Here is a 25,873-nt window from a genome sequence, read left to right as displayed (position 1 = left end):
CCATTCCAAAAGACCGGCGTCGCTTTTGCGATGCCGGTCTTTTGCTTACTTAGCGATCGAGGTGTTGGTCAGTGCTGCACCATTTGTCGCAATGACCTCTTTGTACCAGTAGAATGATTCTTTCCGCGACCGGTCAAGTGTCCCCGAGCCGTCATCCTGCTTGTCGACATAGATGAAACCATACCGTTTGCTGTATTCACCGGTTGACGCACTGACGAGATCGATACAACCCCAACTCGTGTAGCCCATCATGTCAACGCCGTCCTGAATCGCTTCCATCATCGCTTTCAAGTGGCTTTCGAGATAGGCGATCCGGTACGAATCATGAATCGATCCGTCTGCTTCCACCTCGTCATAAGCACCAAGACCGTTTTCGACGATAAACAACGGAATCTGATACCGGTCGTACAGTTTATTTAAGATGATCCGCAATCCGTCCGGATCGATTTCCCAGCCCCAGTCGCTCGCTTTCAAGTACGGATTCTTGACACCGCTCATGATATTGCCACCGGCATCGTCGCCGTCTTTTTCCGCCTTCTCGGTCCGAGACATATAATAACTGAGTGAGAAGAAATCAACGGTGTAGTCTCGTAACAGATCAAGATCGCCGTCTTCCAAGACAAGCTGAATGCCGTTTTCAGCGAAGAAACGATCGGCAAATGCCGGATAGACTCCACGGACATGAACATCCCCGCAGAAATAGTTCATCATCCGTTCTTCTTCTAGCGCATACTGAACATCCATCGGATTTGAACTGTAAGCATAGACCGGCGCAGCAATCAACATGCAACCGATCTGCATCGTTGGATCGATTTCACGTGCCGCTTTCGTCGCCAGACTGCTCGCAACGAACTGATGATGCAAGCCCTGATAAGTCGATTGCAACATGTTTTCCCCGTCCCGAATCGCCATGCCGAGACTGAGCATCGGCATGAACTGTGCCCCGTTGATTTCGTTGAATGTCAGCCAGTACTTGACCTTTCCTTTATATCGCTTGAACAGGACACGACTGTATTGTTCGAAAAATGTTACGAGCCGACGGTCGCGCCAGCCGCCGTATTCTTTCGCAAGATGGAGCGGCAGTTCGTAATGGGAAATCGTCACGAGCGGTTCGATATCGTGTTTTAACAGTTCATCGATGACGCGGTCATAAAAGCGGAGACCTTCTTCATTTGGTTCCAACTCGTCCCCGTTCGGGAAAATACGGCTCCAGGCAATCGACATCCGGTACGTCTTGAAGCCCATTTCGGCAAATAGGGCAATGTCTTCTTTATAGTGGCTGTAAAAATCAATGCCGTCATGATTCGGATACGTAAACTCTTCTTTTAGCTCAAAATCAAACTGTGGATCGTGGATGACCTGCATCCGGTGTTTTCCGCCCGGCATGACATCGGCAATCGACAATCCTTTCCCGCCCGTCGCGTAGGCCCCTTCGAGTTGATTCGCAGCCGTTGCGCCGCCCCATAGAAAATCGAATTTGATCTGTTTCATGAATAACTCCTCCTCTGATTGGTTTTAGACTAAAATGCGTAAGACGTCACGTGACGGTTCGACCGTTCCTTGATACGTCGGCAAGACATCGAGATAACTTGCTGTATTCGTCACGATGATCGGTGTGACGACATCATAACCAGCCTGCTTGATCTGCTCGATGTCGAAGCGGATCAACGGATCACCGACCCGGATCGCCTGGCCGCTCTCGACGAACGACTCAAAGTGTTGTCCGTTCAACTGGACGGTGTCGAGACCGATGTGGACCAAAATCTCGACGCCGGTGTCCGACCGTAAACCGATGGCGTGTTTCGACGGATAAACCGTCACGACTTCCCCGTCAAACGGGGCATAAACGATACCTTCATCCGGAATGATGGCCAACCCTTTCCCCATTGCACCGCTTGAGAAGACGGCATCATCGACTTGTTCCAGCGAAATGATTTCGCCTTTGACCGGTGCGAGGACCGGTAAGCCGACTTGTTCACTGATGACCGGCATATCTTGTGTCACCGGCTGTTTTTCATTGGCGAAGAAATACGTCAGTGTGAAGGCGACGGCCGCTGCGACAGCTAGTCCGATGAAAGCCCCCCAAAACGTCAGGCTGATGCCATCCTGCGGAATCATGACCGGAATACTGAAGACACCGAGTCCGCCCATCGCATAGGAAGCAGTACCGAGCCCACCACCGACGAGTCCGCCAGCTGCTCCACCGACGACACCAAAAATAAATGGTTTTTTACGCGGCAACGTCAAACCGTACATCGCCGGTTCCGTGATCCCGAAGATCCCGGCAATCGTCGAAGACGTTCCGAGTCCTTTGATTTTTGGATCCTTCGCCCGTAACGTGATGGCGAAGACGGCACCGACTTGGCCGAACGTTGCCATCAGGACACCGACCGTGATTGTGTCGAATCCATTGACGGACAGGTTGTTGATGATAATCGGGACCAGTCCCCAGTGGAGACCGAACATGACGAAAATTTGCCAAAAGGCACCGATGAAGGCAATCGCGATGACCGGGCTCAAGTTATAGAGGAACGAGTAACCGGCTGCAAGTCCCTGACTCGCATATGTCGCAAGCGGTCCGATGGCAAGGAACGTTACCGGAACGACGAGCATCAGAACGAGCATCGGTGTCGTGAAGTTCTTGACCGCTTCATGGGAGTGACGATTGAAGAATCTTTCAAGTTTCGAAGAGACATACGTCGCCAGAATAATCGGGATGACGGATGAGGCATAACTCATCAGAACGACCGGGATCGTCAGGAATGTCAGACTTTCACCGGAAGCTTGCAGGGCGACGATCGACGGATAGACGAGCGCCCCACCGATAATCATCCCGATATACGGATTGCCGCCGAATTTTTTCGCTGCCGAGTGACCGAGGACGACCGGCAGGAAGTAAAACAGGGCATCGGCTGTCGCGTTCAAGACGATATATGTGCCCATCGTCGGTGTCAACAAACCGGTCGCGACCAGTATCGCAAGTAATCCTTTTAATAGTCCGCTCCCTGCCATCGGTCCAAGAATCGGTGTGAAAATACCGGCAATCGTGTCGATAAAGCGGTTGAATAGACTGGTCTTTTCCGTTTCTTCTGCGACGTCCTGACCGATTCCGTTCAGTTCGTTATAGACCTCTCCAACATGATTTCCGATGACGACCTGAAATTGTCCGCCACTTTTAACGACGGTGATGACTCCGTCCGTCTGTTTCAGCGTCTCCGCATCGGCTTGTTGTTCATCTTTTAATTTAAATCGCAGGCGTGTCGCACAATGAAACACCGTTTTCACGTTCTCTTCTCCTCCGACCAGCCGGACGATGTCTTGCGCGAGTGTTTGATACTTGCCCATCTGTCTCACTCCATTCTGATTTTTGGAATAAAAAAACCTAAACGACGCCAAGTGAAAAACACCTGTAATCATTTAGGTTTGGCCCGTCGATGCGGTAACCATCCTTTAGGATTGATTCTGTTTCATCAAGTTCTCGATATGAATCATCAAGTAAAGCCGTTCATCTTTCGAAACCATGTAGTCATACTTCCCGGTAATCAGATTGGCGATCTTTTCGACACATTCAAAAGCTTTCGGATAGCGGGATTTCACCATTTCATACAGTTCTTCATCTCCGCCGGAGTTCAGCTTTGTCTTTGAGACAATCCGTTGTACAAAAAACTTAAGATGGGTTAAAAACCGGGCGTACGCGTGTGACTCTTCATCCAATTCCACTTGGAAGTGGTAGGTGATGATTGTCAAGATGGCTTGCGTTGCCTTTGTCATCTCGGTGACGATGTGCAGGCTTTCACCTTTAACTCCTGACATGGAGGCGTTCACAAGATGTAAGGCAATCGATACCGCTTCTTCTTCCTCAAGTCGGACAGCGTGACGTTCATTGATCAGACGAACGGCTTCTTTCCCGATTGCGAACTCTGGTGCATAAAATCGTTTAACTTCCCAGACCAGCGGATTTCGAATGAGGACACCTTCCGCATAACGTGATAATGCATAGTGAATGTGATCAGCGAGTGTCACATAAATCGTGTCGTGCAAGGACTTGTTCAGTCTGTGTTCTGCCACCTTGACGATTTCCTTGACCGTTTCGATTTCAGCTGGCGGCATTTCGTTTAAAAAATCGATGAACCGTTCCCGGCTTTCTTTACTCTCGAGCGTAAAGACTTTTTCGATTCTTGATTCATCGATTCGATCCCCCATCCGCTTCTGAAACGCGATTCCTCGCCCCATGACGACATGTTCTTGACCGTTCGATTCAATCGCCACGACATTGTTGTTGAATACCTTCACGATCTGCACGGAATCCTACACCTCCATCCCTGAGAATTCATGAAAAGAAAAAACCTAAATTCATATCCATCGCCGCAACACGCAACAGATATCAATTTAGGTTTTGCCTGCTTTCGCAGTAACAATCCTGAATGGTTTATTCTTTTCATTATTAGAATACGATGTAAAACGATAGCCGTCAATCTTTTTATGAAGCGCTTTCAAAAAAATCTGATTATTCTGGAGCATAAGAAAACGCTCCTCCCGAAGGAAAAGCGTTTGTTGCATTAAGACGTTTGTTTCAACACAAGTTTGACTTGCTGGATTTGGTAATTCTCGACGTGCAACAGTTCAAGATCATACGTCTCCGTCTCAAGTGTTTCACCGACCTGATAGTCCGTTCCTTGTGCTTGGATGAAACCGGCAATCGTATCGATTTCCTCGGCGTCAGCAAACGTCAGGTTAAACCGTTCTTTTAAATCTGCCAGCAATACGGTCCCCGACAGATGATATTCTGTCTTCGAAACCGTCTCGATGTCCGCTTGTTCATCTTCGTCGAATTCATCACGGATTTCACCGACGATTTCTTCCAGCAAATCTTCCATCGCGATCATGCCGGCAGTTCCACCGTACTCGTCGATGACGAGCGCGATGTGGGAACGCGTCACCTTCATCTTCAGCAACGTTTCCTGAAGTGGTGTCATCTCGGACACAGCTGGTATCTCTTTCATATACTTCTGTAAGTCCCGTTGTTGATCGTTTGCTTGATCCGTCAAGACTTCCTTGACGTTGACATACCCGATGATCTTGTCTTTATCAAAATCCTCGATGACCGGGTAACGCGTGTATTGATTGTCCGTCATGATCTGTAAGACTTCGGCCCATGTCATGCTGAGCGACAGCGTCGTTACATTCATCCGGGGCACCATGATATCCTTCGTCACCCGCTCGTCGAACGCAAAGACGTTTTGCATCAACGCGAGTTCCGTCTGATTGATTTCACCACTCTTGAAGCTTTGCGACATGATGATTTTCAACTCTTCTTCCGAGTGGGCTTGTTCGTGCCCTGCCGGCTGAACGCCGAACAGACGTAAGAAGATCCGGGCCGAACCGTTCATCACCCAGATGAAGGGATACATGATTTTACCGAACACATACAACGCTGGTGCAAGAAGTAATGTCATCCGTTCTGCATACTGGATCGCCAGTGTCTTTGGTGCGAGCTCTCCGATGACAACGTGTAGGAATGTGACCGAAACGAAAGCAATCGTGTACGACAGGATCGTCGACAGTGCCGCTGCGACACCAAATTCATCAAAGACCGGTCCGAGCAACTTTTCGACGGTCGGTTTCCCGAGCGCCCCAAGTCCAAGTGCCGTGATCGTGATTCCGAGCTGACAGGCTGACAAGTAATAGTCAAGGTCACTGGCAACTTTCTTTGCCAGGACCGCGCCCTTGTTTCCTTCCTGAATCATCTGATCAAGCCGTGACATCCGAACCTTTACGACGGCAAACTCTGATCCGACGAAAAACGCCGTCAACACGATCAACAATACAAGCAACGCCAAATTCAATACCAACAATATGTCCAATTCTTTCCCCTGAAACAGGGGGTCACCTCCAATAAAATAGTTTGAATCGCTAAAATGATTCCATAATCTAAAACCGTACAGTAAGACGTTATAGTTCATATCATAGCGGACAGGTTTCTGAATATCAACTGTTTTACCTGTGGTAATGATGCGATTATTCTGAATAATCCGATTACAGTTTCTAAAAGGAGTACTTTTGATACTAGGTTTGTTTGACCAGTTTAGCGGCTATATAAGAGCTATGCACATCAACATCTCAAGTTAAAGTAGTTCAACACAAAGCTTCTTGAAGTCGAATGATGTTCGTAAAATCGTAAGTGGAGAGGTAGTGGATTTTTTATGGAAAAAACAAGAAAAGGTTTCTCGTCGTATTTACGACCGGAAACAGATGGTGCAGGTCGAAACATTTCCTGGAGTTCGATCATCGCCGGAGTCGTATCATTTTTCGCACTCTTAATTACATTCAGTTTAATTGGTTCGGCAATCGGTCTCGGCGTCACCGACGTCACATCCAACAACCCGTTTGAGGGTGTCGGAATCGGTCTCGCCATCTGGGCAATTCTTTCATTACTCATTTCACTGTTTGTCGCTGGATTCGTTTCAGGTGTCACATCATCACGCGCCGGACTCGTTCATGGTTTTCTCACATGGTCAACAAGTGTCATCCTCTTGTTCGCCCTGCTGACATTCACGACAATCAACACGTTCCAAACAGTTGGTTCAGTGCTCGGAACAGTCGGTGGCGCAGCCGGCCAAGGGGTCGGTGCCATTGCCAGCACGACACAAGATGCCGTTTCTAAAGGATTCGGTTCAATCACAGATAACGTTTCAGAAGTTGATACAAAAGAACTCGAAGGCAATGTCGATGAGATCCTTAAAGATACGGACATTCCTGAATTGCAACCAAACTACTTGCAAGGTCAGCTCGACGCCGTTCAAGATGACGCTACGCAAGCCGGGAAAGACGCGTTAACAAAACCTGAAGACTTCGACAAAATCGTCAGCGACCTTGGCGATTCGTTAACAGCTCGTGCAGAAAAAATCGAGAAATCCGTAGATGAAGATAAAATTGCAGAAGCGGTTGCTCAAAATACCGACCTCTCACAAGCTGAGGCAGATGAAGCAACAAAAAACATCGTCGACGGTCTGAATCAGGCGACAAGCGAAACAAGCAAACAAATCGAAAATGCCAAAACAACGCTTGACGAAACATCAGCTGACCTGAAGAAAACAGTTGAAGATGTTCGTCAACAAACAGAACAAGCCACACAAACAGCATCAAAAGTTTCAATCTGGGGCTTCGTCGCTCTGATTTTAACAATGATCGTCACATCAATTGCTGGTATCACTGGTTCACGTGTCGCGACACGCGGTCGGATTGCCAACAAATAATGAATCATCTCGCCGAGGGTCCACGTGACCTTCGGCTTTTTTGTTTGACAATCGTTTTAAATCTGTTAGGCTGTTAACTAACGACCGTTAGGAAGGTGAATCAATGAAAGCGACTTTATTACTCCAGACCGCGTTGCGCCATTTTGCCCAACATGGTTACGAAGGGGCATCCTTACAGGAGATTGCGCAAGACGTCGGGATTAAGAAACCTTCGATTTATGCCCACTACCGCGGGAAAGACGAATTGTTTTTAACTGCGATGACGTATGCGCTTGAAACCCAAAAAACACATCTCGCCACGTATTTCATCTCGACCCGCCATCTTTCACTCGAACAGAGTCTGAAAGGTTTTTTTGATTGGTTTCTTGAAGAAAGCACCGAAAACGATCAACTGAAGTTCATTTTACGCATCGCTTATTTCCCGCCGGTCAAACTCGAACGGGAAGTCACGGATTTAATCAATCCTTTTTTCGATACAATGCAACGTCACTTAACACGTCTCTTGCGGGAGCGCGACCGAACGGAACAAATTCTTTACTCCGACGACTACCAAAGTGCCGCCCTCGCCTACTTGACGGTGACGGAAGGAACGATGACCGAGTTCGTCTACAACGGGGTCGCCGCATATGAACGGCGTTTCACCGCCATATGGCCGATTTTTTGGCGGGGACTCGTCCGGTAACAAGTCAAAACAGAAACAGAGGATCCTATCATGCAAAACAATAAACTCATCTTAAGTACACTTTTACTCAATCTTTTCATCGCTTTTTTAGGGATTGGTCTTGTCATCCCTGTCACACCGACGATCATGAACGAACTGAATATTTCCGGTTCGACCGTCGGATACATGGTATCGGCATTCGCCTTTGCCCAGCTCATTTTGTCGCCGCTCGCCGGGCGGGCGGTCGATAAATACGGCCGGAAACCGATGATCATCATCGGTCTGTTCATCTTCAGCATGTCGGAATTGCTGTTTGGACTCGGGCAGTCCGTTGAAGTGTTGTTTGCGTCGCGGATTCTGGGAGGCGTCAGCGCGGCCTTCATTATGCCGGCCGTCACCGCCTTCATTGCCGACATCACAACAAATGAAACCCGACCAAAGGCACTCGGCTACATGTCGGCTGCAATTTCGACCGGTTTCATCATCGGACCCGGCATCGGTGGTTTTTTGGCGGATATCGGCACCCGTGTCCCGTTTTTCTTTGCCGCTGCATTCGGTCTCTTCGCGATGATCTTGTCCGTGTTTACGTTACGTGAACCGAAACGGCATTACGAAAACTCGACTATCCCGAAACAGAAAACCGGTTTCCGGAAAGTCTTTTCTCCGCTTTACTTCATCGCCTTTATGGTGTTGTTGATTTCTTCGTTCGGACTCGCTTCGTTTGAGTCGCTGTTTGCCCTGTTCGTCGACCGGAAATTCGGCTTTACGGCAAAAGACATTGCTCTCGCGATTTCGCTTGGGGCAATCGTCGGTGTCATCGTCCAGGTCGGACTATTCGAACGTCTGACACGGTGGTTCGGCGAGATCCGTCTCATCCGTTACAGTTTGATTGGTTCAACCTTGCTGGTCCTCGTCATGACCTATGTGACCAGTTACTTGGCCATCATCCTCGTCACGATGGTCGTCTTCGTCGGCTTTGACTTGATGCGCCCTGCCGTCACGACCTATTTGTCGAAGATCGCCGGAAACGAGCAAGGTTTCGTCGGCGGGATGAATTCGATGTTTACGAGCATCGGGAATATCCTCGGACCCATCATCGGCGGGATTCTGTTTGATGTCGATCTCAACTATCCGTTCTATTTTGCGACGGTCATGCTTGCAATCGGGATCGCCTTGACGTTTGTCTGGCGGGAACAGCAACCGACTGAACAAACGTTTGAACAAAAATCATCATAATGAAATAAGCCCGAACCGCTTGTGTATCCGAGTAGGCATACGCAAGTCGTTCGGGCTTTTTTGGGTTAAGTCTTAGCACACAACAGCTCTAACAACTGATTGAACGTCTGGATGGTATAGGTCGCAACGGTCTCGTCCGGAAGTCTCTCCGTAATGAGACACGAGTCGATTCCCGCACGATGTCCCGCTAAGACATCCAGTTCGCGGTCCCCGATCATGATCGTTTCTGCAGGAGACAGATCGTATTTTTCCATCAAATAACGAATCGCCGATGGATCCGGTTTCCGGGCAAAGGATTGCTCCGCCGTCACGACTTCCCGGAAGACGTCCGTTAATTCTTGAGCCTGTAACAAGGCAAACGTTGATGATCCTCTGTGCGTCAGGATGTAGTTGGATCCATCGTGCTTTTGAATGAAGCGGCAGATTTTCGGAATGTCCGGAAACGGACGGACTGTTTGCAGTTCATCCTGTGCTTTCCGTGTTTTGTATTCTGAAATCGAATCGGGATCAAACCCATACTTTACATACGTCGTATTCGCAGAGATTTTCATCGTTTCGAGAATCGTTTCCAACGGTTCCTCCCGTCCCTGTTCCCGCAACATCTGTTGAAACACGGATGCCATGACGGGATACGTATCAAACAACGTCCCGTCAAAATCCCAAATCACATGCCGGTACATGACGCTACCTCCTGCTTTACGATCCAGTCCTCGACGTGCATGACAGGTGCGGTTTCAGGATTCGTCAAATACTCAAAGGCTTTTAAGACGAGCGGTGAGGCGTTATCCGGATTGACCTGTTCTTGACTGACCCAGGACGAGCCGGTGGAATCCTGTCCGTCAAATTTGTCAGGTACCGTGCGTTCACCGGAAGTTTGGATGATTTTATAAAAGACACCAATGTGATGGAGGTGCGACGCATGGTGCCAATCGGAATGAACGACGAACTCGAATGTCCCGAGTGCACGTTTCTGAAGAACCGTCAGACCGGTCTCTTCCTGAAACTCACGGTCCAGCGCTTCCGGTACGGTCTCAAAGTCTTCCAAGCTGCCGCCCGGAAGATCAAACCGATTCGTGTATGGTCCCCCTTTTTTATGAATGACGAGTAGTTTTCCTTCATTGAAATATAATCCGTATGTACCGAATGCGCGGTGAAAGGTTTTTGCTTCAATCATGAAAGTGTATACCCCCTTTTGAATTATGTCGTTTGTTCTCCTAACCAGCGTTCCACCGATTGTAACGCCCCTTCTAAATGCCCGCCGAACGCCGGATCACTCTCCGTTCCGAGCAGCGTCACCCCGTCGCGCCATGGTTCTTCCAACTGGATCGGACGATACGCCGGAAAATCTGTCAATGGTGCCGCGTCCGCAACGGTTGCTGTCTCCGGTTCAGCGGCCCAGTCCTGATACAACACAGCAGTCGGATGCCTGGCGGCTTCTCCGAACAACACCGCCAACTGCTCGATGACCCGTTGTTTGATTTCCGGCTCTCCTAATGCTGCGCGCTCCATTGCCGTCAGACGGAAAAAACCAAATAATGCGCCGGGTCCCGTTTGCGGGGAAGCATCGTGTATTTCCTGCAAAATCCCTGACCAGCTGATCGCAAATCCGGACCGGTTCATCTGTTTCCAAAATGGTGTTTTGTATACGACGACGATTTTAGCCTGTCCGGCCATCCAGGTCGGTGTCCCCTCAAACTGACGATGCACCTGTTCTGACAGTTCCGGACGCCATGATACCTGTGCTGCAAGTCGTGGCGGAATTGTCACCAGAACATGATCAACTAGTTGGCGTACACTTGTCCCATCCTGCTCGATCGTCAGTTCGACCAGATCGTTTTTGGTCAGAGTGGTGACACGACTCAACAGTTGAACCGTTCCCGGTGCAAGTCGGCTTGCAATCGCATCTGTCAGACCTTGCATCCCCGTCACGAGACGATGGGAACGCACCGTTTGGTCCTCCGGCAACCGGTGTTCCTCGATTTGACCCGGTGTCCGCTCAAGCACCATCTTCCCGTCCGTTGACTGAACAAGCGTTGGGAGGCGCAGTTCGTCCACCAACTGCGTCATCAGCCGTTCGGAGTCCGGCCAATACCAGGTCGGACCAACGTCAAAAGCATATTCTCTTCCTGCCTCGGTCAAGGTTTTGGTCAGTACCCGTCCACCAATCCGGTCCCGTGCCTCGAAGACCGAAACGTTGTATCCCGCTTCTTGCAGGCGCCAAGCGGCGTAAAGTCCGGTGATACCGGCACCAATAATGGCGATTCGTTGCATGGATCATCCCTTCTTTCCAGTGTTTTCCTCCTTCAGTGTACCGAAAATCCTTCCGACCGCCTATTCCTGGATACCGACGGACAAAAAAACAGAGCGTCGCCTGGACGCTCTGCCTCCTGCTTCTTAAGATGATTGCGCATGCTGCCAGTCGTCTTCATCGAAGACCGACTGGACCCATTCGATGGACACAAATAATGATCGGGCGATGGCAACGTCGGATTTCCCGAGTTTACGCAGCGTATGGACGATTCGAATCCTTCGCTCTAATTCACGCTCGTCAGGCAACAATTCCGGCATCATGTCGGCGCCTCCTTTCTCTCTTTAAGCCAACCATCATCGTTTTGTCTAGATTACCCGTTTATCGACTGAATATTCCGATAATTGAATAGTTCCGATGATTTTTGATAAATTGTCTAAAAAAAGTAACAGCATCTTCTCGACAAGGAACTCTGTCTCAGCTGTCGAACACCATAATTATCCGGTCAAAAAAGGAGTGTTCCGACATGTCTGCCTCTTCTCTGCGCATCGTCCGATTAGGTTTTGGTCTGCTTGGTCTTTTGGCCGTCAGCTATCAGTTTTATGCCAGCACGGGTCGGCCCGGTTTCGATCCGGTCAACTACTTCAGCTATTTTACGATTTTAAGTAACTTGTTTCTCGCACTGGTCTTACTGATCACCGCCAGTTCCAACAAGATGTTTCAACGCGCAACCAGTGTCCGTGGAGCTGCGGCTTTATACATGACCATTACCGGCATCGTTTACTTCGTATTGCTGCGGGGTCTCGAAGAAAGTTTACAAACACCGATCCCCTGGGTGAACACGGTCCTTCATTACGTCATGCCGCTTGTTGGATTACTTGACTGGCTGCTGGTTCGATCGACGGTTCGTCTTTCGCGAAACCAACTGGTCAGCTGGCTTCTCTTTCCGCTCCTGTATCTGGTCTACAGCTTGGTTCGAGGGAACTTGACCGGTTTCTATCCGTATCCCTTCCTCAATGTCTCAAAACAAGGACCGCTCATTGTGACTGTCATCTGTCTCATAATCATGTTCACTTTCATCACAATTGGGAGCTTGTTACGCTGGTTGAACAATCGTCGTCATCACGAAATATGATTCATATTTGATAAAAGGGATGATCCGTTCTTCAGATTATCCCTTTTTTTGATCAAGCCAAATGTAAAATCAACTTTACAAATTGTAAAGCAGACTATACAATTTACCTTATAATGGATGAAGGAGGTCCGAAATGAAACTGATCAACCGGGTCAAATCATTGCGCAGCAGCAACGGATGGACACAGGAGCAGTTTGCTCAAATGATCGGAGTCACGCGCCAAACGATCATTTCACTGGAGAAAGGGAGTTACACGCCTTCGTTACTACTCGCCATGCAAATTGCCCGTGTCTTCGAACGTCCCGTCGAATCGATTTTTTACTTAGAGGAGGAATCGGAATGAAACGTGTCATCATTCAATCGTGTTTAAATATTTGTATGTACTTTTTAAGTGCCGCATTGATCAGCTCCATCAATGAACAGATTCGATTTTTTGATAACGATCCGGTTCAAGGAACTGGATTTAATCTCACACTTGAGCTTCCGTTGGTTCTGCCTTTGATTTTCATTATCGTCATCTTAACCGTCATGGGCTACTTGAATCGGACCAATAAAGAAAGCACTTTTTCGGAATGGTCCGTCGGCATGACGGAATTCTCCGATCAAGACGAACGGGAGGAAGTCATTACCGGTAAAGCGACACGCGTCGCTTATACCACACTGTTAACCTCCTTAACCGTATCCATGATTCCATTCTCGATGTACACGCGTTTTCCTGAGTGGTTACCGAATTTCCCGTTCTATGCAATTGCCACTGTCCTCTCACTTGGAACGTTTTCCTATATGGCTGCTTGGATCTATCATTACAAACAGTGACTGCATTTATAACTGCTTCACAAAAAAGTATTGTGTTTGCCCTGCAGTCGGATGATCAGCCAGACGACCATATTCCTCAAACCCAAGCTTTTCATAAAAGCCGGGTGCCTGAAAACTAAACGTATCGAGCAAAATCTTACTGCATGATTTTTCTTCCGCAAGCGATTCGATCTGTTCCATCAGCTGCTTTCCGACACCCTCCGCCCGTTGTTCCGGGTCGACCCATAGGAATTGAACCTGCAGATGGTTCCAGACATAGCTTGCGGTCACACCACCAAGGAGTTCCTCGTCTTCGTCCCATGCCAAAAAGCAATATTGTTCCGATTCCGTATAGAGTGCTGCCGGGACGTGCTGGCGGTTATATGTAATCAATTGTTCCCGGATCCATTGTCCGTCTTCCGTTGTGCCGATCGTGATTTCCATCCATCAAAACCCCTTTTGAAATAATTTACAAATGTGTATCATCCTGTCATAATGATACCATTAATATTAAAGGAGCGAAAATCATGCAGACGACCCACCGACCGTTTGATGCCGACACCTATCACGTACGCTGTGCCACCGTATCCGATGCAGCCGAACTGGCACGGTTACGTGTACAGCTCGATGCCGAGACCGAGCACTTTGATCGTTTTCCCGGCGAAGCAGTCCTCGATGAAGAAGCGTTTCGTACGATACTCACCGGTTCATCCACTGTCCCCGATCGGATTCTCGTCGTCGAACGCTCTTGTCAACTCGTGGCCTACAGCCGGTGCACAGGTTTTTCGTTACGTCGTTTTGCCCATAAAGCGGAATTCGGGATTGGTGTTCAAAAAGATCACTGGGGGCAAGGCATCGGCAATCAGCTGCTGACGCAGACAATCGATTGGGTCAAGACTTCAGAGCTCAAGAAAATCCAACTGTCCGTCATCGAGACGAATCACGGGGCGATTCGGTTGTATCAACGGCACGGCTTTCAAGAAGAAGGTCGATTGCGGCATGACCGGTTGCTTCAAGACGGCTGCTACTATGATACCGTCTTGATGGGCTTACAATTGATATGAAAAAAGAGGTGCCGCGGCACCTCTTTTTACTTCATGAATTCTTTTTCCGTTCCATCAGCGAACTCGATCTCGACTTCGAGTCGGGTCGCATCCTGAATATCAAACACCTTCTCGATTTCAGCAATCGCATCATCGTTTGACGTGTTGGCATCGATGTTGAGTTCATCCAGTTTCGGATCAAGGATCTTCATCGCATCATTCCCTTGTGCACGTTCACCGTCCATTTGATAATCGGCTTCCGTTCCATCATTGTCCCGGTCATAGCTGATGTCGACAAGATCCATCGTATCCGCATCATCTGCCTCAATCGACAAACTGACGAATCCGTAGTCTTTATCTGCATTATCCGTTACCGTATCTTGATCTTGTGTATTTGACGAATCATCATTCATCGTACTGTCATCATTCGTGGAGTTATCATCACTCATCGTGTTGTCATCCGTTGTTGTCGTTTCCTCGACCTTTTCCGTTTCTTGGTTGTCTGAATTGCCGCATCCTGCCGCAAACAAGGCAAGACCAAGAACCGGTACTAAATATGTTTTCTTCATTTAATGACCCCCTTCTTTTTTTAATATCCCCACTTCAGGACTCGATGAATCAGACCAATGTGTTCTCATGCATTACTTGACGATCAAAACCGGACTTTTGACCCGTTTGGCAATCTTATGACTGACACTGCCAAGCACCATTTCTTGCAACCCGTTTAGTCCCCGGCTGCCGATGATCGTTAAATCGACCTGTTTTGTATTCGCATGGTCAACAATCGTCGGACCCGGTTCACCGCGTAAGATCGTCACGTAATAGGAGATATCGGCTGCTTCGAGCCTTTCCTCGACCGGGGCGAGTTTTTTCCGCCGGGTGACTTCAATTCCCTCCGCCCCCTCCGCATGTAAGACATCCTCTTTGGCTTTCGAAAAATCGACGACGAAAACCACTTCAATTTTACTGTGCGCACTGAGGCGGGCAATCTTGATGGCTTCTTCTGCCGCACGGACCGAGTGTTTTGAACCGTCGACGGCTAATAAGATGTGTGGATACATATCAATCACTCCTGACCTTAATGGGTAGAAATCTTCGGCGTGGGATCGTTGTGAATCGCCAGACGATCGATTAACTTCTTACTCTCTGGATTTAAACCAATCATCTCGACGTGGTTCTGATTCGCCAGCAAACGGATCATCACCTTATCAATGGCACCGACAGCGGAATCATCCCAGATTTGGGTCGATCCAAAATCAATCAGAATATCTTGTCCGTTCCGTTCATAGTCAAACGAGGCGATGAAATGATCGACGGATGCAAAGAACAATGGTCCTTTCACCGTATAGACGGTTTTCCCCGACTCGAGACGTTGTTTGACGTTAATCTTCGAGACTTTCGCGACAAAGAACAAGGCGCTTAAGATGACACCGGCGATGACACCAATCGAGAGATCGTGTGTCGCGACGACGATGCTGACCGTTGCGAGCATGACAAATGCATCGGCTTTCGGGGCTTTTCGGATATACGTAAACGACGACCAGTCAAACGTTCCAATCGAGACCATGATCATGATTCCGACGAGAACCGGCATCGGAATTTGAACGACCCAGTTGCCGAGGACGATGATCAGAAACATCAGGAACAATCCGGCAACGAGGGTTGATAGTCGTCCACGACCACCTGACTTGACATTGATGACCGATTGACCGATCATGGCGCAGCCTGCCATCCCCCCGAAGAATCCGGTGATGAAGTTCGCAATCCCCTGTCCCCGGGCTTCCCTGTTTTTTTCGCTTTCCGTGCCGGTCATATCGTCAACGATCGTTGCCGTCAACAAAGACTCAAGCAAGCCGACGATGGCAAGCGCCAATGAATAGGGAAAGATGATTTGAAGCGTCTCGAAGTTGAGCGGGACGTTCGGTAAGAAAAATGACGGTAATGTACGTTGAATCGCACCCAGATCGCCGACCGTCCGTAAATCAAAGTTCAGGTAAATCGCCGCAATCGTCAGGACGACAATCGCAATGAGTGGCGCGGGAATCGTCTTAAAAAGACGGGGCAACAGATAGACGATGGCAAGCGTAATCGCGACGAACACATAGGTCATCGTTGAAATCCCGATAAAATGCGGGACTTGAGCCATGAAAATCAGAATGGCCAGTGCATTGACGAAACCAATCATCACGGCACGCGGAATGAATTTCATGATTTTTGCGACTTTCAAGACCCCGAATACAATTTGAATGATTCCGGTTAAAATCGTTGCGGCAAGCAGATAATCAAGGCCGTGCTCTTTGACGAGCGGAACCATTAAGAGTGCCATCGCTCCGGTCGCTGCTGATATCATCCCCGGTCGTCCGCCGACGAAGGCAATGATGACGGCGATACAGAACGAGGCGTACAATCCGACCATTGGATCGACACCGGCGATGATCGAGAACGCAATCGCTTCCGGAATCAATGCAAGCGCAACGACAATCCCGGCTAAGATATCTCCTCTGACATTTGAGAACCATTGTTCTCGTAAACTCATTTTCATTTGTTTCTTCCACCTTTCTGTTGAGAATTATTCTTTTCTCAACATCCTGTCCTGTTTTGAATATCCACAGTCTAGCACCATTAGTTTCAAAAAGGAACAATTTTGGTCTTTTTATTTTAAAAAATGTTTTGGCTCATACGCAAAAGGAGTTCATCCGAATCGATGAACTCCTTTTGCGTACCTTATTGATTTACGTCAGTCCGCCAAACATTTCTTGCAGTGTTGATAGTTTTTATTACCGCCGGATAAGTTACAGACATCCGTAAAACCCAGGTTTTTGAGCACGTTTTGGGCGGCGTTCCCGGTTACCCCTTTGTTGCAATAGACGATTGTCGGCAACGTCGGATCAAGCTCTTTCGCCCGTGTCCGCAGTTCACCGAGCGGGATATGAATCGCCCCGTCGACGTGATTTTTTTCGAACTGGGCTTTCGAACGGGTGTCGATGATTTGGAACGACTTGCCGTTTGCAACTTGTTCGATTAACTCATTTGGTGTCATCAAACGGGCTGTTTTTTTAATCGCATTGTCGAGTGCCATTCCGGTATAGAGCACCGGATCCTTTGTCGTCGCAAACGGCGGCGCATAGGCAAGATCGAGGTGGAACAAATCTTCCGCTTTCGCCTTAAACGTAATCGCTGTCGCCAGGACATCAATCCGTTTGTCGACCCCTTGCGGACCAACGATTTGTGCGCCAAGGACCCGTCCTGTCGCCCGGTCGGCAATCGCCTTGATGACCATTTCTTTTCCACCCATGTATTCCGGGCGATCCGGTTTAATATTGTGAAGAACTTCGATGTCGTATCCGGCTTCCCGCGCTTCTTTTTCCGTCAAACCGGTCTGTGCGACCGTCAGATCAAAAGCTTTGAAGATCCCGGTTCCAAGAATACCGCGATGCTCCGCTTCTTCCCCGGTAATGACCATCCCGGCAATCCGTCCCATCTTGTTGGCGGTTGAGCCGAGCGGACGATAAATGGCTTCTCCGGTAATGACGGAGAAACTTTCCGCGACGTCACCGACGGCATAAACATCAGTCAGATTCGTCTGCATCTTCCGGTTGACGGCGATTGCGCCCGTCTGACCAAGCTCAACACCGATCTGCTTGGCGAGTTCCGTATTCGGTTTAACCCCGACTGACAGAATGACGAGGTCCGTCTCAATCGACTTGCCGCTCTCGAGGGCAACCTCTGTCACACGTTCCGTCCCGTTGAATGCCGTCACCGATTCACCGAGCAACAGTGAAACGCCTTTATCTCTTAAATGATCAGCAACCCGTTCCGCCATATCACGGTCAAGCGGCGGCATGACTTGCGGCAGGCGTTCGACGAGCGTCACCTGAATTCCGCGGTACGTCAACTGCTCGGCCATCTCAAGACCGATAAAGCCGCCGCCGACAATCGTTGCCGTTTTTGGCTCATGGGCGTCGATGTACGAACGGATCGCATCGGCATTCCGGACATTCCGCACCGTAAAGACGTTGTCGTGATCAACACCCGGTAAGGGCGGAACGATGCTTGACGCACCGGTCGCAAGCACCAGCGTATCGTACGTATCCGTCAACCGCTCACCGGTCGCCAGATTAACGATCGTCGCCGTTTTTGTTGCGTGATCAATCGATTCGACTTCGTGTCTTGTGTGGATGTCGATGTTATACCGTTTTTTGAAGAATGCGGCATCGCGCGGTGTCAACTCATCGATGTCGGCAATCTCACCGCCGACGAAGTACGGAATCCCGCAACCGGAATAGGAGATGTCCTGATCGCGGTCATAAATCGTAATCTGTAAATCTTCACTGTTCCGACGTGCTTTTGCACCGACCGATGTTCCGGCGGCGACTGATCCGATGATCAATAATTTCATGTGCATTTCCTCCTAAAAATCAATAAAGTAACAAGCTGATGTATAACCCGAGTAACGTAATGGTCAGCGTCGGAATCGTTAAAATCGTTCCAATCTTAAAGTATTGTCCCCAGCCGATTTTGACACCTTTTGTCCGGAGAACGTGTAACCAGAGCAAGGTCGCCAAACTGCCGATTGGTGTAATCTTTGGTCCAAGATCGGACCCGATGACGTTGGCATAAATCAAGGCTTCCCGGATCGTTCCGGTCGCTTGGCTGAGATCAATCGCCAGCGCATCAATCATCACGGTCGGCATATTATTCATGACCGATGACAGAATGGCGGCGAGGAAGCCCATGCCGAACGTCGCCGCGGCCAAATTCGTTGCAAAACCGTCAATGACATCCGCGAGAACTTGCGTCAATCCGGCATTTTGCAGACCATAAACGACGATGTACATTCCGAGCGAGAAGAAGACGATTGCCCATGGTGCGCCGGCGATGACTTTTTTCGTCGGTACGCTTGGTGAACGACGTGCCATCAACAGGAAGAACAAGGCGATGACACCGGCAACCAAACTGACCGGAATCCCGATGAGGTCACTCGTGAAGTAACCGACGACAAGCAACACAAGCACGAACCACGATAACTTGAACATCCGCTGATCCTTGATTGCTGTATGTGGCGCGACGAGTTGCGTCACATCATACGTCTTCGGAATACTTTTCCGGAAGTACAGATACAACACAAGCAGACTGCCGATAACGGAAAAGACGTTGACGAACACCATCCGCGAGGCATATTCCGTAAACCCGATGTCAAAGAAGTCGGCCGAGACGATATTGACGAGGTTCGAGACGACGAACGGCAGACTCGCCGTATCGGCAATGAAGCCGGAAGCAAAGACGTACGCCAAGACGACATAGTCCGGTAGTTTTAAGTAGCGGACGATTGCGAGAACGATTGGCGTCAAAATCAACGCTGCGCCGTCATTCGCAAACAAGGCTGCGACGATGGCACCAAGCAGTGTCAGATACACAAACAGTTTGACACCGCCGCCTTTTGCGATGCGAGCCATGTGAAGCGCCGCCCATTCGAAGAAGCCGATTTCATCTAAAATCAATGAGATGATGATCAGGGCGATGAAGGTAAACGTCGCGTTCCAGATGATGCCCCAGACAGTCGAGACATCATCGAGATTCACAACGCCGGTCAGTAAGGCAATCAATGCCATCCCCATGGCGGAGTAGCCGATGCCGAGACCTTTTGGTTGTTTAATGATTAAAAATAACGTGATCAGGAAAATCCCGATCGCAAGTAGATGTGTGCCGGTCAATGCGTTCACTTCATTTCTGTATTAAATTTCGATTTACTGTTTAACAGTTGGATGCACCGAGGAGGACGATTTGCGGACCTTGATCCGTCTCTTCCAGTGCGAGCGTGATGTCATGACTGACATCCGCTAAATTTCCGTCGATCGCCAGCGCCAATCCATCAAAGTCTTTGACTTGATCACCGGTTTCGCCGGCCCCGAATCCGAGTCCGAAACTCGGTCCGCAACAGCCTTGTCCGGCTTGATAGAGGCGGATGCCGGGTGCTTGTTCGTGTTCCACTTGTTCTTTCAGGTACGTGACTGCTTCAGGTGTGATTTGCATAAAATTCATCCTTTCGAAAGTGCGAGTAGGTGATGATATCCGGAAACCGGTTCGGTCTGCCAGGCGACGACGGCCATCTGCCGGCTCAACCGGTCGACCTCTTCCAACCAGATGCGTTCCACTTCTGCTTTGTGACCAAGAATCGGATCACGTGTCGCTGTCGCGGCAAACGATTGATTGACAATCCAAGCCATTGGTTCAATCCCGGCACGACGCAAATCTTCATGCAGGCGTCCGGCTTCAAAGACCGGTGTTGCTTCCGCGAGTGTCGTGATGATGACATGCGTCCGGCTGGCGTCACGCAGTTGTGGTAATAACGTCTTGACTGCCTCCGGTACATCTCCGGTCGCTCGCTCCATTTCCTGATGATAACTTTCCGTCGCGTCAAGTAACAGTAACGTATGTCCCGTCGGTGCCGTATCGATGACGACGTATCGGTCGTTTGCCCGGGCGACGGTATCGGCAAAGGCGCGGAAGACGGCGATTTCTTCGGTACACGGCGATTTTAAATCCTCTGCGAGCAAGGCATGGGCTTCATCCGTCAATTCACCCGCTGCTGCATAAACCTGCGCCGTATAACGGTCAATTTCAATCTTCGGATCAATCCGGCTGATTTCAAGATGAGGATTTTCGTTCGTCTCAATCGTCAGTTCGAGGTGCGCTGCCGGGTCCGTCGTCGTCAAAACGACATCGTGTCCACGTTCTGTCAAAGCAATCGCAATCATCGACGCCATCGTCGTTTTCCCGACCCCGCCTTTCCCCATCGTCATGACGACACCCGGTCCTGCTGCATCCAATTGATCAACCAGACGTGACAACGGCGGAACGTTTTGTTGCTCGCGTTCCATCAACATTTCCGGGTGTTCCGTTTCTGTCAACCAATCGCGGAGTTGCGCGACGCCGATTAAACTCGTTGGGGCGTAAGGCAAACTGAACAACGGGACTTCTCGTAAAAAAACATCCGGTAACGTCGAAAGCGCAGCCTGCTGACGATGCAGGAAAGCTTGATAATACGTATCCTGACTCGCTGTCACCGGCAGCATGCCGTTGATGACCAAACGGGCATTTCGAATCCCGAGTGCGTGCAGTTCCTGATAGGCGTGGGCTGCTTCCGTCAATGTCGAGGATTCCGCCCGGGCGACCAAGATTAAGGTCGTCTCCGCTGGATTCGCCAACAGCTCCGTCGCTTGTTCGTACTGTGACTTTTTCTCCGTCAATCCTGCTAACGGACCAAGGCAGGACGTGCCGGTCGTGTTCTCATCGAGATAGACGTTCCAGGCATTCGGCAGACTGAGCAACCGTAACGTGTGCCCTGTCGGTGCCGTATCAAAAATGATGTGATCGTACGTCTGTTTGGCGTCCGGTGCTGCCAATAATCCGGTAAATTGATCAAAGGCGGCAATTTCGACGGTACAAGCTCCGGACAATTGTTCTTCCATCGATCGGACGGCCGCATCCGGCAATATGCCCCGGTACGGTCCGACGACTGCTTCCATATAATCCGCCGCTGCTTGTTCCGGATCAAAGTTTGCGACGAACAGGCGCTCGACACCGGGAACGGCAGTCGGTTCTTCCGTCAGGTCCATCTTAAAGACATCTTGCAGATTACTGGCCGGATCCGTCGAGACAAGCAAAACACGTTTTCCGCTGTCTGCCAGTTCAATCGCGAGGAGTGATGCCGTCGACGTCTTACCGACACCGCCTTTTCCGGTCAAAAATAAGTAACGGGTCAATTTTAGTCCATTCAAGGTTAACGGTTCCATCTTCGTCACGTCCTTACTTTAGCGTTAGGCGAATTTTCGGTTTTTGACCATTAACGACTGCGAAACTTTTTTCTTCTACACCTGTCAGCTCCGCAAGTTCCGCATTTGACAAGTAACCGTTACGACGGACAATCGCCCCATCGACGAGAGTGATCGGCAGAGTGTCGACACTGTCCGTGATCGCTTGCTTAATCAATTGATTTTCGACGAATGCAGCCGGCTCGTTCGCCAAATTAAAGCGCTCGATCGGATAACCCTGCTGTTTCAAAGCATGGACGACCGTCGCCATCCGGGTCAGTTCCGGATCAATCGACGGTCCACATAAACCGGTCGGACAACACATCGCGGGATCGTAAATCTCAATTTTCTTCATCTTTCGTCAACTCCTTATCTTTATATAACCAATTCGTTATATATAACATAACCTTATTGTTATATGGAATGCAAGGGAAACCGTCCCTTCTTGCCAACAGATCCACTCAGCAACTTTTTTCCGGAATCGCCGGTAATTCCATCGCGTTCAAAATCGTTAACAGCAATTCATGCTGCGGATGGTCCGGATTGATCCGGAAATGAATCCACTGCCGTTCACGCCGCTCCAGGATGATTTGTGACTGGCGTAATAATTTTAGGTGACGGCTGACGGCGGGCTGTGAGATATCAAACATCTCGACAAAATCACAGACACAATGTTCCCGAACGTGTAATCGCCGTAAAATTTCAAGACGTGTCCCATCGCTGAGCAGTTTTAAGAACTGACTCATCTCGTCAACACGGTTCGTTGTCTCGATCATAGCTATTCCTCCTTTCAAGTTCAGTTACTTGCCTCTTCATTAGCGAATCGCTGGATCCGTTCTCCGATTTGATCGCGGACCCGTTGAAAAACAACCCATTGTTCCGTTTCCGTTCCGGTTGCGCGTGCCGGATCATCAAATCCCCAATGTTCTCGCCGGACGTGTGAAGGAATAACAGGACAATTGTCACGTGCATCACCACACAAAGTGACAACGATCGTCGCCCGTTTCAAGAGATCCGAATCAATCAAATCGGACGTCTGCCCGGAAATGTCAATGTTTTGTTCCTGCATCGCCCGGACAGCTTTTGGATTTAAGCCGTGTTGTTCGATCCCGGCTGAATGGACGTCCCAGTCCGGCAAATACTGTTTCGCGAAGCCTTCTGCGATTTGGCTCCGGCACGAGTTTCCCGTACAAAGAAAATAAATCACTGGTCGTGTCATGATTAGTCCCTCCGCTCTTTATATAACGATTGTATTATATAACGTGTGGGTTATTCAATAGGTTTAATCCATCTTTCGACTTCTTCGCTCCAACAACAACGTATCCCGCCATTGACCAGCATGTTGCGCAATTTTTTCATGTCTGCCGACAATCCTGAATCCTGCCTGCTGTTGGATGGTCAGACTGGCTTTGTTTTCCGGGAAGATGTGTGACTGTAGTGTCCAAATCCCATGCTCCTCAGCAAAATGAATCATGTACTGTAATAACAGCCTGCCGTATCCTTTTCCCCGTTCCGCCCGGTCGACATAAAGGCTCAGCTCTCTTACTCCCTGGTAAACGGGTCTTGCTGAAACGAGCATCATCTTGACCCAACCCACGACGACCGTATGTTCCTCAATCACGAACACATCTGCTTCTTTCATCTGCCGCCACCACTTCCCTTCATCAACATCCGTTTCAAAAGTGGCATTCCCTTCTTCGACTCCTTGCAGATAAATGTTGAACAGTTGTCGTCGATCATCTGCATTCATTTTCCGAATGATCATGATAAGACCTCCTTCGTCTATTACTAATTAGTTAAAAACAATTACTTGCAAATTGCAAGTTAATCCATTATAACTAAGATAATCAATCACAAGACAAAGGAGAAGTTGCCCATGCAAGAACCCCGTGAAATTTTTCAGACGTTCACGCGTCGTTTTGGACTGTTGAATAAAAACTGTTGTTCCGTTCTGGATCAAGAGGTTTCGCTCGTCCAGAGCCATATCTTGTTTGAAGTCTCGAAACACCCCGGGTCAGCGATGCAGGAAATTGCAGACTCATTAGGCATGGATATTACAACCTTTAGCCGGCAAATCCAGACGTTGATCAAACGGGAGCTTGTTTTAAAGTCCCCTTCTTCCGAGGACCGCAGGATTCAACTACTTTTTTTAACTCCACTCGGTCAACAGGTGGCAGACGGAATTGATACTGAAATGAACGCTTACCTTGAAGAAATCTTTCAAAAGATGACTTCGTTTGAGAAAGCAACCGTTCTTCAATCCATCGAACTGTTAAACGATGCGATGCTCAACAGTGATTCCTGCTGTAAAACGTTATCTTAAAGTTTGTAAACTACAAATAAAAGGAGTGATTTTATGCTCGCTCGATCGTTTTCTCATCCAATTTTCATCATCGGTGCCGGTCCGATCGGACTCGCTGCCGCCGCACACCTGTCTCAGCAAGCTCTTCCTTTTTCTATTCTCGAAGCCGGTCCCGATATCGGAACGCATATCCAGACATGGTCACATGTCAAAATGTTTTCAAATTGGGAATACAACATCGATCCTGTCGCCGCTGCCCAATTACGTCAGAGCGGGTGGGAGCATCCGGAAGCAGAGGCTTTTCCGACCGGTCATGATTTATTGGAGTACTATTTACGCCCGCTCGCCGCCTTGCCGACCATTTCAGAAAATTTGTATCTAGAGCATCAAGTCATCTCGATTTCGCGTCAAGGCATCGATAAAATGACGACAACGGATCGTCAACTGTCCCCCTTCGAAGTCATCGTCCAAACACCAACGGGGCGACGCCGTTTCTTAGCCGCTGCTGTTTTAGACGCGACAGGTGTATGGGGGCAACCCAATTCCATGTATAGCGCGGGACATCCGCACGATTCGCTCATCGAACGCGTCACGCATACGATTCCGAATTTCCGACAAGAAACCAATCGATACGCCAATCAACGTCTTGCGATTATCGGGAGCGGACATTCCGCTCTGACGGCATTAATGGGTGCGGTGGCATTAAAAAAAGACTATCCTGAGACGGACATCCACTGGATTATCCGTAAAACAGACGTAGTCGAAGCGTTTGGAGGAGAAGAGAATGATCAGTTGGCCGAACGTGGTCAACTCGGATCAACGGCACGTACTCTTGTCGGGTCTGGTCTCGTCACTGTTCATTCCGGATTTAAAGTCGCGGAAACCGTATCGACAAACGAGGGCATTTCACTGATTAGTGCCGATCATCGACAGGTCGCTGTACAGGAAATCATCGTTTTGACCGGAAGCCGACCCGACTTTACATTCCTGCGTGAAATTCGGTTGGATGTAGACTTCATTACCGAAAGCACCCGTCAGCTTGCTCCGTTAATTGATCCCAACCTGCACAGTTGTGGAACGGTACGGCCGCACGGCGAAGCTGAATTGAGACAACCGGAGAAAAACTTCTATATCATCGGTTCCAAAAGTTATGGACGCGCGCCTACCTTTCTTTTAACGACCGGTTATGAACAAATCCGGTCAATCGTCGCACATTTAACAGGAGATACGATAAGCGCAAAACAGATCCGGTTGAAATTACCGGAAACAGGTGTTTGTCGGATTTCTACAACCGAAGCATCATCCAGTTGTTGTTAGGATCCGTCTTACATTCTCAATTGGATACAGCAGATGATTTCGGTACATCGAAGGGAGGTGGATTTT

29 protein-coding genes are annotated in these 25,873 nt (G+C 49.1%); 9 read left to right on the top strand and 20 right to left on the bottom strand.

The features are described 5' to 3' along the window. Positions 1-45 precede the first annotated feature (45 nt). From D3D03_RS04105 to D3D03_RS04090, 4 genes are all read right to left on the bottom strand, one after another. Positions 46-1,491: a glycoside hydrolase family 1 protein gene (locus D3D03_RS04105; RefSeq protein WP_119922862.1), complete on the bottom strand. Its 1,446-nt coding sequence runs from the start codon at positions 1,489-1,491 to the stop codon at positions 46-48. Positions 1,492-1,515: 24 nt separating this feature from the next. After that, positions 1,516-3,345 carry a beta-glucoside-specific PTS transporter subunit IIABC gene (locus D3D03_RS04100; protein ID WP_119922861.1) on the bottom strand — a complete coding sequence of 610 codons (1,830 nt, stop codon included), beginning with the start codon at positions 3,343-3,345 and terminating at the stop codon, positions 1,516-1,518. A gap of 105 nt (positions 3,346-3,450) precedes the next feature. Then, on the bottom strand, positions 3,451-4,302 hold the full coding sequence (gene licT / locus D3D03_RS04095) for a BglG family transcription antiterminator LicT (protein WP_119922860.1): 852 nt from the start codon (positions 4,300-4,302) through the stop codon (positions 3,451-3,453). Positions 4,303-4,559: 257 nt separating this feature from the next. After that, the gene (locus D3D03_RS04090; RefSeq protein WP_119922859.1) at positions 4,560-5,864 is read right to left on the bottom strand and encodes a hemolysin family protein; all 1,305 of its coding nucleotides are present in this window, start codon (positions 5,862-5,864) and stop codon (positions 4,560-4,562) included. Positions 5,865-6,203: 339 nt separating this feature from the next. On the opposite strand from D3D03_RS04090, the gene D3D03_RS04085 reads away from it, so the two are divergent. From D3D03_RS04085 to D3D03_RS04075, 3 genes are all read left to right on the top strand, one after another. Beyond that, positions 6,204-7,256 (top strand): TIGR04086 family membrane protein, encoded by a 1,053-nt coding sequence (locus D3D03_RS04085; protein ID WP_119922858.1) that lies wholly within the window; start codon positions 6,204-6,206, stop codon positions 7,254-7,256. A gap of 103 nt (positions 7,257-7,359) precedes the next feature. Continuing rightward, positions 7,360-7,938 (top strand): TetR/AcrR family transcriptional regulator, encoded by a 579-nt coding sequence (locus D3D03_RS04080; RefSeq protein ID WP_119922857.1) that lies wholly within the window; start codon positions 7,360-7,362, stop codon positions 7,936-7,938. Between the two features lie 30 nt (positions 7,939-7,968). Next, a complete protein-coding gene (locus D3D03_RS04075) occupies positions 7,969-9,153 on the top strand; it encodes an MFS transporter (RefSeq protein ID WP_119922856.1) in 1,185 nt (394 codons plus the stop codon). A gap of 65 nt (positions 9,154-9,218) precedes the next feature. Here the strand turns inward: D3D03_RS04075 and D3D03_RS04070 are convergent, their stop codons facing one another. The 4 genes from D3D03_RS04070 to D3D03_RS16775 all read right to left on the bottom strand — a co-directional run bounded on the left by D3D03_RS04070 (position 9,219) and on the right by D3D03_RS16775 (position 11,724). Then, positions 9,219-9,833, bottom strand: coding sequence for an HAD-IA family hydrolase (locus D3D03_RS04070; protein ID WP_119922855.1), 615 nt, complete (start codon positions 9,831-9,833; stop codon positions 9,219-9,221). Beyond that, positions 9,818-10,327, bottom strand: coding sequence for an NUDIX hydrolase (locus tag D3D03_RS04065; RefSeq protein ID WP_026833059.1), 510 nt, complete (start codon positions 10,325-10,327; stop codon positions 9,818-9,820). The genes D3D03_RS04070 and D3D03_RS04065 overlap by 16 nt, the downstream gene beginning before the upstream one ends. A gap of 23 nt (positions 10,328-10,350) precedes the next feature. Further along, entirely contained in the window at positions 10,351-11,424 is a 1,074-nt protein-coding gene (locus D3D03_RS04060; RefSeq protein ID WP_119922854.1) for a flavin monoamine oxidase family protein, read from the bottom strand. A gap of 123 nt (positions 11,425-11,547) precedes the next feature. After that, entirely contained in the window at positions 11,548-11,724 is a 177-nt protein-coding gene (locus D3D03_RS16775; RefSeq protein WP_199699992.1) for a hypothetical protein, read from the bottom strand. A gap of 203 nt (positions 11,725-11,927) precedes the next feature. Between D3D03_RS16775 and D3D03_RS04055 the strand changes: the two genes are divergently transcribed. The 3 genes from D3D03_RS04055 (at position 11,928) to D3D03_RS04045 (ending at position 13,352) form a co-directional block, all read left to right on the top strand. Continuing rightward, positions 11,928-12,536 (top strand): Pr6Pr family membrane protein, encoded by a 609-nt coding sequence (locus tag D3D03_RS04055; protein ID WP_119922853.1) that lies wholly within the window; start codon positions 11,928-11,930, stop codon positions 12,534-12,536. A gap of 133 nt (positions 12,537-12,669) precedes the next feature. Continuing rightward, positions 12,670-12,879: a helix-turn-helix transcriptional regulator gene (locus D3D03_RS04050; RefSeq protein WP_026833061.1), complete on the top strand. Its 210-nt coding sequence runs from the start codon at positions 12,670-12,672 to the stop codon at positions 12,877-12,879. Next, the gene (locus D3D03_RS04045) at positions 12,876-13,352 is read left to right on the top strand and encodes a DUF2178 domain-containing protein (protein ID WP_119922852.1); all 477 of its coding nucleotides are present in this window, start codon (positions 12,876-12,878) and stop codon (positions 13,350-13,352) included. Before D3D03_RS04050 ends, D3D03_RS04045 begins: the two co-directional genes overlap by 4 nt. A gap of 6 nt (positions 13,353-13,358) precedes the next feature. On the opposite strand, the gene D3D03_RS04040 is transcribed toward D3D03_RS04045, so the two are convergent. Beyond that, positions 13,359-13,775, bottom strand: a complete 417-nt coding sequence (locus D3D03_RS04040) for a GNAT family N-acetyltransferase (RefSeq protein ID WP_119922851.1) — start codon at positions 13,773-13,775, stop codon at positions 13,359-13,361. Between the two features lie 83 nt (positions 13,776-13,858). Here D3D03_RS04040 and D3D03_RS04035 point away from each other — a divergent pair, with 83 nt between their 5' ends. Next, a complete protein-coding gene (locus tag D3D03_RS04035; RefSeq protein WP_119922850.1) occupies positions 13,859-14,395 on the top strand; it encodes a GNAT family N-acetyltransferase in 537 nt (178 codons plus the stop codon). A gap of 26 nt (positions 14,396-14,421) precedes the next feature. Here the strand turns inward: D3D03_RS04035 and D3D03_RS04030 are convergent, their stop codons facing one another. From D3D03_RS04030 to D3D03_RS03980, 11 genes are all read right to left on the bottom strand, one after another. Further along, a complete protein-coding gene (locus D3D03_RS04030; RefSeq protein ID WP_051524841.1) occupies positions 14,422-14,943 on the bottom strand; it encodes a YusW family protein in 522 nt (173 codons plus the stop codon). 72 nt (positions 14,944-15,015) lie between these two features. Then, positions 15,016-15,435 carry a universal stress protein gene (locus D3D03_RS04025; RefSeq protein ID WP_119922849.1) on the bottom strand — a complete coding sequence of 140 codons (420 nt, stop codon included), beginning with the start codon at positions 15,433-15,435 and terminating at the stop codon, positions 15,016-15,018. Between the two features lie 17 nt (positions 15,436-15,452). Further along, positions 15,453-16,916 (bottom strand): SulP family inorganic anion transporter, encoded by a 1,464-nt coding sequence (locus D3D03_RS04020; RefSeq protein ID WP_119922848.1) that lies wholly within the window; start codon positions 16,914-16,916, stop codon positions 15,453-15,455. Positions 16,917-17,111: 195 nt separating this feature from the next. Next, positions 17,112-18,773: an FAD-dependent oxidoreductase gene (locus D3D03_RS04015; RefSeq protein WP_119922847.1), complete on the bottom strand. Its 1,662-nt coding sequence runs from the start codon at positions 18,771-18,773 to the stop codon at positions 17,112-17,114. A gap of 19 nt (positions 18,774-18,792) precedes the next feature. Continuing rightward, on the bottom strand, positions 18,793-20,097 hold the full coding sequence (locus tag D3D03_RS04010) for an arsenic transporter (protein ID WP_026833069.1): 1,305 nt from the start codon (positions 20,095-20,097) through the stop codon (positions 18,793-18,795). A 31-nt stretch (positions 20,098-20,128) separates the two neighbouring features. Further along, positions 20,129-20,407, bottom strand: a complete 279-nt coding sequence (locus D3D03_RS04005) for a hypothetical protein (RefSeq protein WP_026833070.1) — start codon at positions 20,405-20,407, stop codon at positions 20,129-20,131. A gap of 5 nt (positions 20,408-20,412) precedes the next feature. Beyond that, the gene (gene arsA / locus D3D03_RS04000) at positions 20,413-22,170 is read right to left on the bottom strand and encodes an arsenical pump-driving ATPase (RefSeq protein WP_119922846.1); all 1,758 of its coding nucleotides are present in this window, start codon (positions 22,168-22,170) and stop codon (positions 20,413-20,415) included. A 13-nt stretch (positions 22,171-22,183) separates the two neighbouring features. Continuing rightward, positions 22,184-22,543 (bottom strand): arsenite efflux transporter metallochaperone ArsD, encoded by a 360-nt coding sequence (arsD, locus tag D3D03_RS03995; protein ID WP_026833072.1) that lies wholly within the window; start codon positions 22,541-22,543, stop codon positions 22,184-22,186. 106 nt (positions 22,544-22,649) lie between these two features. Continuing rightward, positions 22,650-22,964 carry an ArsR/SmtB family transcription factor gene (locus D3D03_RS03990; RefSeq protein ID WP_026833073.1) on the bottom strand — a complete coding sequence of 105 codons (315 nt, stop codon included), beginning with the start codon at positions 22,962-22,964 and terminating at the stop codon, positions 22,650-22,652. A 20-nt stretch (positions 22,965-22,984) separates the two neighbouring features. Continuing rightward, a complete protein-coding gene (gene arsC / locus D3D03_RS03985) occupies positions 22,985-23,407 on the bottom strand; it encodes an arsenate reductase (thioredoxin) (protein ID WP_119922845.1) in 423 nt (140 codons plus the stop codon). 63 nt (positions 23,408-23,470) lie between these two features. After that, positions 23,471-23,953, bottom strand: a complete 483-nt coding sequence (locus D3D03_RS03980) for a GNAT family N-acetyltransferase (RefSeq protein WP_119922844.1) — start codon at positions 23,951-23,953, stop codon at positions 23,471-23,473. 111 nt (positions 23,954-24,064) lie between these two features. Between D3D03_RS03980 and D3D03_RS03975 the strand changes: the two genes are divergently transcribed. Both D3D03_RS03975 and D3D03_RS03970 read left to right on the top strand, forming a co-directional pair. After that, on the top strand, positions 24,065-24,511 hold the full coding sequence (locus tag D3D03_RS03975) for a MarR family winged helix-turn-helix transcriptional regulator (protein WP_026833076.1): 447 nt from the start codon (positions 24,065-24,067) through the stop codon (positions 24,509-24,511). A gap of 33 nt (positions 24,512-24,544) precedes the next feature. Next, the gene (locus D3D03_RS03970) at positions 24,545-25,807 is read left to right on the top strand and encodes an NAD(P)-binding domain-containing protein (protein WP_119922843.1); all 1,263 of its coding nucleotides are present in this window, start codon (positions 24,545-24,547) and stop codon (positions 25,805-25,807) included. Positions 25,808-25,873: the final 66 nt, after the last annotated feature.

This window comes from Exiguobacterium sp. RIT452 (assembly GCF_003598705.1).
GTDB classification, from domain to species: Bacteria; Bacillota; Bacilli; order Exiguobacteriales; family Exiguobacteriaceae; genus Exiguobacterium_A; species Exiguobacterium_A undae.
Note: the sequence above shows the minus strand (reverse complement) of the source record. Positions and strands in the feature narration are given on the sequence as shown.

What these genes read in the sequence shown, in the direction of transcription:
- D3D03_RS04080 (WP_119922857.1), top strand. Translation starts at nt 7,360, where the DNA reads ATGAAAGCGACTTTATTACTCCAGACCGCGTTGCGCCATTTTGCCCAA.
- D3D03_RS04020 (WP_119922848.1), bottom strand. Translation starts at nt 16,916, where the DNA reads ATGAAAATGAGTTTACGAGAACAATGGTTCTCAAATGTCAGAGGAGAT.
- D3D03_RS04100 (WP_119922861.1), bottom strand. Translation starts at nt 3,345, where the DNA reads ATGGGCAAGTATCAAACACTCGCGCAAGACATCGTCCGGCTGGTCGGA.
- D3D03_RS04060 (WP_119922854.1), bottom strand. Translation starts at nt 11,424, where the DNA reads ATGCAACGAATCGCCATTATTGGTGCCGGTATCACCGGACTTTACGCC.
- arsD (WP_026833072.1), bottom strand. Translation starts at nt 22,543, where the DNA reads ATGAAGAAAATTGAGATTTACGATCCCGCGATGTGTTGTCCGACCGGT.
- D3D03_RS04070 (WP_119922855.1), bottom strand. Translation starts at nt 9,833, where the DNA reads ATGTACCGGCATGTGATTTGGGATTTTGACGGGACGTTGTTTGATACG.
- D3D03_RS03980 (WP_119922844.1), bottom strand. Translation starts at nt 23,953, where the DNA reads ATGATCATTCGGAAAATGAATGCAGATGATCGACGACAACTGTTCAAC.
- D3D03_RS04105 (WP_119922862.1), bottom strand. Translation starts at nt 1,491, where the DNA reads ATGAAACAGATCAAATTCGATTTTCTATGGGGCGGCGCAACGGCTGCG.
- D3D03_RS16775 (WP_199699992.1), bottom strand. Translation starts at nt 11,724, where the DNA reads ATGATGCCGGAATTGTTGCCTGACGAGCGTGAATTAGAGCGAAGGATT.
- D3D03_RS03990 (WP_026833073.1), bottom strand. Translation starts at nt 22,964, where the DNA reads ATGATCGAGACAACGAACCGTGTTGACGAGATGAGTCAGTTCTTAAAA.
- D3D03_RS04005 (WP_026833070.1), bottom strand. Translation starts at nt 20,407, where the DNA reads ATGCAAATCACACCTGAAGCAGTCACGTACCTGAAAGAACAAGTGGAA.
- D3D03_RS04055 (WP_119922853.1), top strand. Translation starts at nt 11,928, where the DNA reads ATGTCTGCCTCTTCTCTGCGCATCGTCCGATTAGGTTTTGGTCTGCTT.
- D3D03_RS04045 (WP_119922852.1), top strand. Translation starts at nt 12,876, where the DNA reads ATGAAACGTGTCATCATTCAATCGTGTTTAAATATTTGTATGTACTTT.
- D3D03_RS04085 (WP_119922858.1), top strand. Translation starts at nt 6,204, where the DNA reads ATGGAAAAAACAAGAAAAGGTTTCTCGTCGTATTTACGACCGGAAACA.
- arsC (WP_119922845.1), bottom strand. Translation starts at nt 23,407, where the DNA reads ATGACACGACCAGTGATTTATTTTCTTTGTACGGGAAACTCGTGCCGG.
- D3D03_RS04035 (WP_119922850.1), top strand. Translation starts at nt 13,859, where the DNA reads ATGCAGACGACCCACCGACCGTTTGATGCCGACACCTATCACGTACGC.
- D3D03_RS03975 (WP_026833076.1), top strand. Translation starts at nt 24,065, where the DNA reads ATGCAAGAACCCCGTGAAATTTTTCAGACGTTCACGCGTCGTTTTGGA.
- D3D03_RS04040 (WP_119922851.1), bottom strand. Translation starts at nt 13,775, where the DNA reads ATGGAAATCACGATCGGCACAACGGAAGACGGACAATGGATCCGGGAA.
- D3D03_RS03970 (WP_119922843.1), top strand. Translation starts at nt 24,545, where the DNA reads ATGCTCGCTCGATCGTTTTCTCATCCAATTTTCATCATCGGTGCCGGT.
- D3D03_RS04015 (WP_119922847.1), bottom strand. Translation starts at nt 18,773, where the DNA reads ATGAAATTATTGATCATCGGATCAGTCGCCGCCGGAACATCGGTCGGT.
- D3D03_RS04050 (WP_026833061.1), top strand. Translation starts at nt 12,670, where the DNA reads ATGAAACTGATCAACCGGGTCAAATCATTGCGCAGCAGCAACGGATGG.
- D3D03_RS04025 (WP_119922849.1), bottom strand. Translation starts at nt 15,435, where the DNA reads ATGTATCCACACATCTTATTAGCCGTCGACGGTTCAAAACACTCGGTC.
- arsA (WP_119922846.1), bottom strand. Translation starts at nt 22,170, where the DNA reads ATGGAACCGTTAACCTTGAATGGACTAAAATTGACCCGTTACTTATTT.
- D3D03_RS04065 (WP_026833059.1), bottom strand. Translation starts at nt 10,327, where the DNA reads ATGATTGAAGCAAAAACCTTTCACCGCGCATTCGGTACATACGGATTA.
- D3D03_RS04075 (WP_119922856.1), top strand. Translation starts at nt 7,969, where the DNA reads ATGCAAAACAATAAACTCATCTTAAGTACACTTTTACTCAATCTTTTC.
- D3D03_RS04030 (WP_051524841.1), bottom strand. Translation starts at nt 14,943, where the DNA reads ATGAAGAAAACATATTTAGTACCGGTTCTTGGTCTTGCCTTGTTTGCG.